Origin of the sequence: Lutispora sp. (assembly GCF_041687175.1) — a bacterium.
Classification (GTDB): Bacteria; Bacillota; Clostridia; order Lutisporales; family Lutisporaceae; genus Lutispora.
Genome location: NZ_JAWLCK010000113.1, coordinates 1 through 8,484 on the forward strand (window position 1 = coordinate 1; position 8,484 = coordinate 8,484).

The 8,484-nt window shown below is 37.5% G+C and carries 9 protein-coding genes; all 9 read left to right on the forward strand.

Going from position 1 to position 8,484, the window contains the following annotated elements; all coding sequences use genetic code 11:
* Positions 1 to 58 precede the first annotated feature (58 nt).
* Positions 59 to 1,342: a flagellar hook-associated protein FlgL gene (flgL, locus tag ACESM9_RS12810; protein ID WP_372999311.1), complete on the forward strand. Its 1,284-nt coding sequence runs from the start codon at positions 59 to 61 to the stop codon at positions 1,340 to 1,342.
* 10 nt (positions 1,343 to 1,352) lie between these two features.
* The gene (locus ACESM9_RS12815) at positions 1,353 to 1,910 is read left to right on the forward strand and encodes a DUF6470 family protein (RefSeq protein WP_372999315.1); all 558 of its coding nucleotides are present in this window, start codon (positions 1,353 to 1,355) and stop codon (positions 1,908 to 1,910) included.
* A 29-nt stretch (positions 1,911 to 1,939) separates the two neighbouring features.
* Positions 1,940 to 2,377 (forward strand): flagellar assembly protein FliW, encoded by a 438-nt coding sequence (gene fliW, locus ACESM9_RS12820; protein ID WP_372999318.1) that lies wholly within the window; start codon positions 1,940 to 1,942, stop codon positions 2,375 to 2,377.
* On the forward strand, positions 2,377 to 2,598 hold the full coding sequence (locus ACESM9_RS12825; RefSeq protein ID WP_372999336.1) for a carbon storage regulator: 222 nt from the start codon (positions 2,377 to 2,379) through the stop codon (positions 2,596 to 2,598). The genes fliW and ACESM9_RS12825 overlap by 1 nt, the downstream gene beginning before the upstream one ends.
* 174 nt (positions 2,599 to 2,772) lie before the next feature.
* Positions 2,773 to 3,549, forward strand: a complete 777-nt coding sequence (locus ACESM9_RS12830; protein ID WP_372999321.1) for a flagellin — start codon at positions 2,773 to 2,775, stop codon at positions 3,547 to 3,549.
* Between the two features lie 126 nt (positions 3,550 to 3,675).
* Entirely contained in the window at positions 3,676 to 5,562 is a 1,887-nt protein-coding gene (locus ACESM9_RS12835) for a glycosyltransferase (RefSeq protein WP_372999324.1), read from the forward strand.
* 80 nt (positions 5,563 to 5,642) lie between these two features.
* The gene (locus ACESM9_RS12840; RefSeq protein ID WP_372999327.1) at positions 5,643 to 7,409 is read left to right on the forward strand and encodes a glycosyltransferase family 2 protein; all 1,767 of its coding nucleotides are present in this window, start codon (positions 5,643 to 5,645) and stop codon (positions 7,407 to 7,409) included.
* 272 nt (positions 7,410 to 7,681) lie between these two features.
* The gene (locus ACESM9_RS12845; RefSeq protein WP_372999330.1) at positions 7,682 to 8,065 is read left to right on the forward strand and encodes a flagellar protein FlaG; all 384 of its coding nucleotides are present in this window, start codon (positions 7,682 to 7,684) and stop codon (positions 8,063 to 8,065) included.
* Positions 8,066 to 8,070: 5 nt separating this feature from the next.
* A partial coding sequence (locus ACESM9_RS12850) for a flagellar cap protein FliD N-terminal domain-containing protein (protein WP_372999332.1) occupies positions 8,071 to 8,484 on the forward strand: 414 nt, incomplete at its 3' end.

Sequence of the window (8,484 nt, forward strand, 5' to 3'; positions counted from 1 at the left end):
GATACTTAACACCACAGTCAACAGGCTTGGAATAGTGGGAAGATAGTGAGGTGATACAATGCGAGTAACAAATGGCATGATGGTAAATAACATGATGAGGAATATCACAAGGAACTACAGCAGAATGGATAAACTGCAACAGCAGATGGCTACCGGCAAGAAGTTCAACAGGCCTTCTGACGATCCAATAGGGGTATCAAGGAGTTTAAGACTAAACACTGAGGTTGCCACCATGGAGCAGTATAAAAGGAATGCTGATGATATAGGATCATGGCTAAGTACTACTGAGATGGCTATAAGCAATATCAATGATGTTTTGAAAAGAGCAAAGGAGCTTACTGTGCAGGCAGCCAGTGAGACCAACTCTACAAACGAGAGAATTGCTATAGCCGGAGAAATACAGGAGCTTAGGAATCAGCTTATACAGATAGGTAATACCACCTACGCAGGAAGCTATATATTCTCAGGCTTTAAGACCGATAAGCCGTTGTTGACCTCTGATGGCAAGTACGACCTTGGCGGGGGTAAGCTTACAGGAGATGAAGTGATAGAAGCCAATATCGGCATGGGGGACAGAATGGGTATGAACTCTGTAGGGCAGAGGGTATTCGGATATTATGATGATGTTGCTGATATTGAAGCAGATCTGAACTTATCTACTGCAGATTCACTGATAAACAGACAGAGCATGAAAAGTAAGTTCTTGGATCCGGCAGCATTTCCTATTACTGCCACAATAGATTTTGAGGTATCTCATGTGAATCATAATGGTGGAATTCCGGAACCAATAAGTTTCACAGGGACTTTTAATGATATTACAGAAATAGCTGCCGCCATGAATACTGCTATTGAAGGTGAAATTGGCCCAGGCTTAATAAATGTAGGATATGCAGATAATAAGCTTGTATTGGAGTCTGATACGGGTAGTTTTTCTATTGTTACAGGGTCAGGGCTTTTAGGCCTCGAAGATGGACAGGAATCTGAGTCAAGAGTTGACTCGGATGACAAATCCCAGCTAATAGCGGTGTTTGACCAGCTGATATCAGACCTAAAAGACGGTGATTCTGATGGTATAAGGACTGCTATAGAAAGAATAAACACTCAGTCAAGCAACATAAATGCCATTTGGGCGGAGATAGGGGTTAAGACCAATAGGGTCGAACTTACTACCAACAGGATATTGGATGATGCCATCAACCTTACTGGCTTGCTTTCTAAAAATGAAGATGCCGATATGACAGAAGTGATAATGAATATTAAGATGGAAGAAAACGTTTATAGAGCATCTCTTTCAACAGGAGCAAGGATAATACAGCCATCGCTTATTGATTTTCTGAGGTAAGGTGATATAAATGCTTCAAATAAGCACACGGAATGCTGAACTTGATATAAGGGTGACCCGGGCAAGGCTTGATATGAGACAGCCCCCGGCTGATATCCAGATGCATCAGAAGCATCCTAAAATTATAATGCATAAAGAACCGATCCAAATTCAGATAGATCAGACGCAGTGCTTCAATGAATCGGGAAGGATGACTACTACTGCATTGGCAGACCATATATCACAGCTTGGACAGCAAGCCATTATGGAGGGAATATCAAGGGCTTCCGGAGAGGGAGACAGGATGGCAAAAATAGAGTTGAAAAGCGATGCTTTTGCTGAAATAGCATACAACAACTCTTATACTGTATATGAATATAATGTAGGCACTATGCCCAGAAGCAGACCTAAAATAGACTTTGTAGGGGGCAACCTTGACATACAGGTTGAAGAAGGTTATGTCGATTTAAAGGTCACCCCGAATAGCCCTCAATTTGATTACTATCCGGGCAAAGTAGATATACGTTTGAAGCAATACCCGCATATAAGTTTTGAATTTGTTGGGAACAATGTAGACACTATAGTCTAAAAAACAGGCTATATATCGGAGGGGTATAAATGAAAGTAAGTACAAAGTTCTTTGGTGAACTGGAAGTACAGGACAAGGATATAGTTTTTTTCGAAGATGGAATACCGGGCTTCAAAGAGCATAGCCGATATGCGCTTATACATGATGGGGAAAGTGATTTCAGTTACTTACAGTCGGTTGATACACAGAATATATGCTTTATTTTAGTTCCGCCGGCTGTTATTATAGGAAACTATGATATCGAAGTGAGCGAAGATACAGTAGAAAAGCTGGAGATAGAAAAGGAAGAGTATGTCAGCCTTTATACTATATTGACCATACCTGAAGATATCAATAATATGACAGCCAACCTTAAGGCTCCAATTGTGATAAACATGAAGAATAATAAGGGGAAGCAGGAAATATTAGATGATGATAGGTATGAGATCAGGCATAAAGTTATAAAGGAGGCTGATGCTTCTTGTTAGTGCTGACGAGAAAGAAGGATGAATCATTGGTTATAGGTGAAGATATAGAAATAATCATAACAGAGATCAGCGAAGACAAAGTAAAAATAGGAATCAAAGCACCAAAAAATATCAAGGTTTTCAGAAAGGAACTGATTCAGGAGATTGAAAATATCAATGCTGAATCCAATATAAGCAATGACCTGGATGTAAATATGCTGTCGAAAATAATAAAAATATAAAATATTTTAAAGAGACAAGTAAAAAAAGCTAAAGTAATCCAAAACTTACCCGATATAATATTTGAAAGCAAAAAGTAGCAGTAAAAGGCATAGGGCCCATGCTTACAGCTGAGACTTTTGCAAATAAATGCCGGAAAGGAATCTGGCATACAAAATATCAAGGAGGAATTAATTATGAGAATTAACCACAATATGATGGCACTTAACACACACAGACAGTTAGGCGTTAACGCAACAAACACAAGCAAAGCTATGGAAAAGCTCTCATCAGGTCTCAGAATAAACAGAGCAGCTGACGATGCAGCAGGTCTGTCAATATCTGAAAAGATGAGAGGTCAGATTAGAGCTATGGAGCAGGCAACTAGGAACTCTCAGGATGGTATCTCACTCATACAAACAGCAGAAGGTGCATTGACTGAAGTTAGTGATATGCTTGTAAGAATAAAAGAGCTTTATACACAGAATGCAAACGGTACTTATAACAGCACAGACCAGGCTAACATAGCAGCAGAAATTGCAGCTCTTACAGCAGAAATAGTCAATATAGGTGCAAACACTAAGTTCAATGGTATAAATCTGTTGAACGGCAGCTTGGATATCAAAATCCAAATCAATGAAACTTCAAATGACACTTTGGCAATAAAGATGAGTAGTGCTGTTAATGCAACTAACATAGCTGCATCAGGGCTTGATACAGTTACTTCTAATATCGACGTAATATCTACAATAAGGTCAACTTTCGGTGCTCTTCAGAACAGACTTGAGCATACTGTTAACAACCTTAGTACTACAACTGAGAACCTGACAGCTGCAGAGTCCAGAATCAGAGATACTGATATGGCTAAGGAGATGATGACGTTCACAAAGAACAACATCCTCAATCAGGCTGCACAGGCTATGCTTGCACAGGCAAACCAGAACCCACAGGGCGTTCTGCAGCTTCTGAGATAGTTAATTCTCAAAAGACCTTGGATAATCCAAGGTCTTTTTTGTTTTATTATATGAAACCCTAAAGTAGCATGATTGCAAGGTCGATATATAATATAGCACAATATTATGTAATCAAGGAGAAGCCTTATGGGAAGTTGTACAATATCATTATGTATGATTGTTAAAGATGAAGAGAAATTTTTGAACCAGTGTCTGGAGAGCGTAAGTGGAAAGGTAGATGAAATCATCATTGTGGATACGGGTTCTACAGATAAGACGGTAGAGATAGCAGAGAAGCACGGCGCTGTTATCAAGTATTTTGAGTGGATTAATGATTTTGCGGCAGCACGCAATTATTCGATTGCAGATGCAAAGTCAGATTATATATTAATACTTGATGCTGACGAATATCTCGATGAATGTGCCGATTTGCAGAAAGAATTGGCACACAATAAGGATTTTTACAGGCTGGTAATAAAGAATTACCAAAATGAAGGCAGAGTCGTTTTCCATCAGAATGTAAGACTGTTTAAATCTAGGATTGGACTTAAGTACAGTGGGAAGCTTCATGAACATCTGAATACCTTCGATGAAGCTTGTGGATACTCCGGATTGGAATCTGATATTGTGATACATCATGTCGGATATTTACCTGAGGTTGTCTCAGAGAGAGGCAAGAAAAAGAGAAACCATGATATAATGATGAAGGAATTGGCGGAAAATCCTACCGGATATAGTTATTTCAACATGGGCTTAGTATATATGACTGATGAGCAGTATGATAAAGCTTTGGAAATGTTCAGGAAATCATATCCTTTAAGTAAGGAAAAGACATATGTTAAAAGCTTATTGGTTAGAATGAGTGAATGTCTTAACTACTTAGGCAGGACAGAAGAAGGTATTAAGCTGTTACTTGATTTCATAAATGTCTACCCTGCCTATATTGACGCGTGTTACACACTTGGGACTCTTTTTTTGAGCAGGAGATACCTTAAGGATGCTGAAATAATGTTCAGATCATGCCTTGAGTCCGGAGACCGTATGGACAATATTACTGCTGAAGGTGTAGGAAGCTATATGGCACACTATCAGCTTGCTGTTGTATATGACAGGATGGGAAGATCCGGAGATGCCTTTGATGAAGTATTCAAGGCAATAACAAAAAAGAAGAGCTTTACCCCGGCACTGTCATTATATCTAAAGCTCATGCAGCGGGCAGGTATCGGACCGGAAGAAATAAAAGAGCATCTGAATAAAATATATAAGCCCAATACAGCAGAAGAGATAAAAGCACTCATCTATTCCTTATATGAAATAAGGCATCCTCTTATGAGTAATTTCAATTTTATACTACAGGATTTGCGTTTGACTGATATGAAAGCAGTTGCTTTAATGCTGGATAAGCAGTATGAAGCCTCCCTTAAAGAATGGGAGAAGGTTGACACTATTTCTAATAACAATGTACTGGATGTGGCTGTACTGTGCTTGCTTACCAAGAGCATTGATATTGCAAATAAGTTAAGAGATTGCCTCAATTTAAGCAAAAAGGAATGGAAGTTTATTAGCAGGATATTGCTGAAGGAGGCGGTTGACAAGCCATGTATAACCCCTGCCGTGGAAAAAACCCTCTATAATATCTGCGAATACTTGATCAATATTAGTGAATTTGACTATTTTGAATATGTATCGGAATATATACTTCTCTGTTCGGCTGAAACGCTGAATAAGCTTGCATACCTGCTTATTGAGTATAACTTTATCGATACTGCAATTGAATTGTTATCCATATGTATAGAGCAGAATCCAACTCATACCGGGAGCTATATATTATTTGGAGATGCCTATAGAAAACAAAACAGGACTTCTAATGCTCTGGAATGCTACGAGGCTGTTCTGAACTTGAAAGAAGAATATCATATATATGAGAAGATATATGATACATACGCAGCGCTGGGCGATTTAGCCAACGCAGATAAAACTAGAAATACCATGAAAATGAAATTCCCATTATCTCTTTGGCTTAAAAATATATAAAAAATATAATATGACAGAATGAATTCATTTGGGTGAAGCAGCTATCACACAATACCGGAAAATGAGGTGTATTACAACTGATGAAAGAGAGATATTTAGAAAATGAATGCAGTGCTAAAGAACCTTCTGCTGTACACGTATATAAGCCCAAAATCTCAATAATAACGCAACATTATAATATTAATGAGCATTATATAAGACGTGCCATAGAAAGTATAATGAACCAGACCTTTACCGATTTTGAATATATCATAAGCGATAATGCAAGCACAGACAATACTGCTGTTATTCTTGACGAGTATGCAGCAAAGGATGACAGGATAAAGGTTATACACCGCAAAGAAACATTATCCAGAGAAACCACTCAATATATTGTAATGAATTTAGTAAAAGGGGAGTATATTGCTTTTTTAGATAATGATGATTATTATGAGCCAAATTTCCTTGAAGAAATGTACAGGCTTGCTGTAAAGACTGATGCAGACTTGGTAGCATGCGGAACTGAAATGTACAAGGAAAATGATATACAGCAAAGGGGAATAAGAAACTACAAGGATATACATATAGATAATTATAAAAATATATCAGATATTTTTGTTGATATTGTATGGGTGGCATTCGCTACTTATTGGTGTAAACTGTTTAAGACTAGAATAGTCAAAGATATGCATATTGAGGATGTATTCAGAGACTTTGAAAGTAGGAACGACACTATGTTCTGTCTTGCCTATGCGCAACGCTCAAACTCATTGGCGATAACATCTAAAGTTCTACATCACTATTGTATAAGATCTAATTCGACAGTACGGAAATGGGCTAATAAGCATCTGTTTTGGGCAGATGGAACATACACAATATTTAAGCGGTGTTTGGAAAACTGGAATGCTGATACAGCAACAAATATAAATTTTATTTCAATTGTATTTCTAGGAAATATAGATCGCATATTGCAGAATATTCTTAATGATGATTGTGCAGACATAGGAAAAGTATTTTCATTGTTATGCAATATTGTAAATGATCACATTTTATATGAAGTTATTCATAATATCAGCTCTGACACTAAGATACTTGATAAAATAGTCTATGTCGGTACAGATATGTTATCTAAAATCAGTTCACAGGAGGAACGGTATAGAATCCAAGATAACTTCCTGTACAAACTATGCAAAATGATTTATACAATAACAAACAAGAGCAATGTATCAGAATACGGATTAACAGATTATCTTGATGCCTTATATTCAGAAGATAACAAATTCAAGTTTGGCAAGCAATACCTACTGCAAGTTGCAGGAGCATATAATAAAGATATGTATATCATATTAAAATCATGCGACTTGAGTTTTATATTAGAACAGAAGGATTTTATATATAGTGTATTAAAAGGAAAAGAACAATACCCAATAATAATGAGTTTTCTGGAACAAAAAATTCTCCAGAGGTATTACATAATAGCCAATAATATTTTAAATAAGAACTATAAAGCTGCCTTGGAGGGTATAAATCAATACTTGGAGACTGAAACGGATTCCCGATCCAGATTAGTTTTGTTGGAAACAGCTTGTACTATTAATGCACTTGAACAAAATGCGGAAGGATATATAAGAGCGGCTAAATTGAAAGCTAACGAACTTATTGATTCCGGAGATTATGAAAATGCTGCAACACTAGTATTGGATTTGGAAGAAATGCTCCCAGGTGACGAAGATGTTCTATACTACAGGCTTAAGTTGTTGGTTGGAGCCAATTATTATGAGGCTGCACAGAAACTGGCTGATGAAATCTACAAGGATACCGGCTATACTGTAGGGCTAAAAAAGAAGATTAGGGGCTTATTACAATAACATCAGGATCAGGTGAGAGTAAATTCTAATATTGTACCTGCAGAATAGAATGTACTGGATAGGGACGGACTGAGCTTAGCCTCTCTACAGATAAAGAGTTTGAGATAACATGGAGTACCTGGCAGTCATTAATATTAATTAATAGACTTTTATCTGACCAACTTAATAATGATAGAGATTTATATATATTCATATTGTGCTAAAGAAAAATAAAAAAAATATCGATATATATAATACAAAAGGATTTGGAATTTTCCAAGGAGGGAATAGAAATGAAAATTGATTCAACAATTCAAAATGGGGTAGGTATCCAGGTAGGAAGCGGACAGGGTGAATGGCAGGTCCGACAGAAAGGCAGTTCAGAAGCTGAGATCAATATAAGAAAGGCTTCCAGTGAAGCACATATTGATGTGAATTCGGACCATGTTATAAATGATGAAATGCTGGATAATGCTGTAGAGCAGGCAAATAAGTCTTTGAGTGCATATAACAAGTTTATTGAGAGATCAGTACACGAAAAGACCCATGCAATAATATATGTACTAAAGGATTCAATAACAAATGAAGTTATAAGAGAGTTTCCGCCAAGAAAGATACAGGATATGATCGCAAAGATGTGGGAGCTTGCAGGTTTGCTAGTTGATGAAAGAAGGTGATCTAAGTGGCTAACAACATATCAGGCATGCTTAATACAAGACTTAGAATGTCGGGGTTATTCTCAGGATTGGATACTGACTATATGGTGCAGCAGCTGATGCGTGTTGAAGCTATGCGTGTAGATAAGATTAAGCAGGACAGACAGCTTCTGGAATGGAAAAGGGATGACTATAGGTCCATAACCAATAAGCTCAGAAGTCTGAGGGATGATTACTTTGATATTCTTAAGCCTGCTACTAATTTGAGATCTGCAACATCCTTCGCTGCATATAAGGTAACTTACGGTGGTGCCGATACATACAGTGCGTTTACAGCAACACCTGGATCAGGAGTGCTTCCGGGCACATATACCATAAGTAATGTCAAGATTGCAGAGAAAGCTAAAGTCAGTTCTTCCGGGTCAGTTACCGGCAGCATT